This is a genomic window from Flavobacterium sp. (genome assembly GCF_049318325.1).
Taxonomy (GTDB): domain Bacteria; phylum Bacteroidota; class Bacteroidia; order Flavobacteriales; family Flavobacteriaceae; genus Flavobacterium.
Map to the genome: position 1 here is coordinate 1 of NZ_JBMOGQ010000202.1, position 2,541 is coordinate 2,541.

Consider the following 2,541-nt stretch of genomic DNA (forward strand, 5'->3'; position numbering starts at 1 on the left):
AATGCTTCAATTATTGATCCGTCTTGTTCTATTGCTGATTGTTTTGCCATAAAAATTAAGCTACTGCTTTTCTATTTTTACCACTTTTCATCAATCCGTCATAGTGTTTATTCAACAAATAAGAATTTACTTGTTGGATAGTGTCAATTGCAACTCCAACCATAATGATAAGTGAAGTTCCACCATAGAACATTGCCCAAGATTGTTGCACACCAACACTTACTACAAGAGCTGGGAACACAGCTATCAAGGCAAGGAATAATGAACCAGGGAATGTTATTAGAGACATGATTCTATCTAAGAAGTCTGCTGTTTCAATTCCAGGTTTAACACCAGGAATAAAACCGCCACTTCTTTTTAAATCATCTGCCATTTTATTTGTAGGGACAGTAATTGCTGTGTAAAAGAATGTAAAAATTACAATCAATGAAGCGAATACTACATTATACCAAAGTCCAAACATATTACTGAATGTTCCTGCTATAGATTGTGATGTCTCCGATTTTGAAAGACCTGCCACTGCAGCCGGAATAAACATAATAGCTTGTGCAAAAATGATTGGCATTACTCCAGCAGAATTCAATTTTAATGGAATCCATTGTCTATTTCCACCCATCATATCTTGTTCGAAATCTCCAGTTGTTGTACGTCGTGCGTATTGTACCGGAATTTTTCTAACAGCCATAACTAAAAGTACACAGGAAATAATTACTAATAACCATACGATAACTTCAATAACTAACAACATTGGTCCACCAACTGTTTGTCCAGTCATTTTTGAAGTAAATTCTTGAATTAATGCTTGTGGTAATCTAGCAAGAATACCTACCATAATTAATAATGAAATACCATTTCCAATCCCTTTATCTGTAATTTTTTCTCCTAACCACATGGCAAAAATAGTACCTGTAGTCAAAATTAAAACTGATGAAAATAAGAATGAGAACGAATCAAATCCTAAAAGGAATGCACTATTAGGTAATGTTCTGTATAAGTTATAGATATAACCCGGACCTTGAACTAAGGTAATAGCGATGGTCAACCATCTGGTAATTTGATTTAATTTCTTTCTGCCACTTTCTCCATCTTTCTGCAATTTTTGCAAATATGGAATAGCAATACCCATTAACTGAACAACAATTGAAGCAGAAATGTATGGCATAATACCTAAAGCAAATACTGATGCTTTAGAGAAAGCACCACCGGTAAACATGTCAAGTATCGAACCGATACCTTTATCAGTTTGCCCAGCAAGACTAGTCAATTGTGTAGCATCAATACCCGGAAGCGTAACGTGCGCACCAAATCTGTAAACTAAAAGCAAAAGTAGCGTTAAAACAATTCTGTTTTTTAGTTCTTCTATTTTCCAAACATTTATAAATGATTCAAAAAATTTCTTCATTGTTCTATAATTATAAGGTTACAGCTTCTCCACCAGCAGCTTCTATCGCCGCTTTTGCAGTAGCAGTAAATTTATGTGCAGTTACTTTTAATTTTGCTTTTAATTCTCCTCTACCAAGAATTTTAACCATTTCATTTTTAGTAGCCAAACGATTTTCAACAAATACTGTAAAATCTACCGTATCGGTAACAATTCCGTTATCAACTAATAATTGAAGATTGTCAAGATTTACTCCTTGATATTCTTTACGATTAATGTTTGTGAAACCAAACTTAGGCACACGCCTTTGAAGTGGCATCTGACCACCTTCAAAACCAATCTTTTTAGAATAACCAGAACGAGACTTAGCTCCTTTGTGTCCTCTTGCAGAAGTACCACCTTTTCCAGAACCTTCTCCTCTACCCAATCTTTTATTTTGATTGTGTGTAGAACCCTCAGCAGGTTGTAAGTTACTTAAATTCATAACTGTATTTGTTATTTAACTTCCTCAACGGAAACTAAGTGTTTAACTTTATTTATCATTCCAAGGATCGCAGGGTTTGAATCATGCTCTACAACTTGTCCCATTTTACGAAGACCTAAAGCTTCTAATCCTCTTTTTTGTGTAAGAGGACAATTGATTTTGCTTCTAACTTGTTTTACTAATAATTTAGCCATAATTTCCTTGAATTAACCTTTAAAAACTTTCTCTAAAGAAATACCTCTTTGTTTTGCAACTGTTACGGCACTTCTCATTTGTAGTAGAGCATCAAAAGTTGCTTTTACCACGTTGTGAGGATTTGATGAACCTTGTGATTTTGATAATACATCATGAATACCAACTGACTCAAGAACTGAACGAACAGCTCCACCTGCAATTACTCCGGTACCATGTGATGCAGGCATCAAAAATACTGCAGCTCCACCAAATTTTCCTTTTTGTTCGTGAGGAACAGATTGTCCGCTCAAAGGAATTCTAACTAAGTTTTTCTTTGCATCTTCTACTGCTTTTGCAATAGCTTCAGAAACATCTTTAGATTTTCCTAATCCGTGACCAACTACTCCATTTTCATCACCTACAACAACAATTGCAGAAAAACCAAATGCTCTTCCTCCTTTTGTTACTTTGGTAACACGATTTACACTTACCAGACGATCTT

General features: G+C 34.9%; 4 protein-coding genes. All 4 read right to left on the minus strand.

From position 1 onward, the window contains the following. Nucleotides 1-55: 55 nt before the first annotated feature. Nucleotides 56-1,402 carry a preprotein translocase subunit SecY gene (gene secY, locus ACOYLP_RS11680; RefSeq protein ID WP_422856346.1) on the minus strand — a complete coding sequence of 449 codons (1,347 nt, stop codon included), beginning with the start codon at nucleotides 1,400-1,402 and terminating at the stop codon, nucleotides 56-58. A gap of 10 nt (nucleotides 1,403-1,412) precedes the next feature. After that, on the minus strand, nucleotides 1,413-1,865 hold the full coding sequence (gene rplO, locus ACOYLP_RS11685; protein WP_293889988.1) for a 50S ribosomal protein L15: 453 nt from the start codon (nucleotides 1,863-1,865) through the stop codon (nucleotides 1,413-1,415). Between the two features lie 11 nt (nucleotides 1,866-1,876). Continuing rightward, entirely contained in the window at nucleotides 1,877-2,059 is a 183-nt protein-coding gene (gene rpmD, locus ACOYLP_RS11690) for a 50S ribosomal protein L30 (protein WP_121312865.1), read from the minus strand. A gap of 12 nt (nucleotides 2,060-2,071) precedes the next feature. Continuing rightward, a partial coding sequence (gene rpsE, locus ACOYLP_RS11695) for a 30S ribosomal protein S5 (protein WP_422856347.1) occupies nucleotides 2,072-2,541 on the minus strand: 470 nt, incomplete at its 5' end.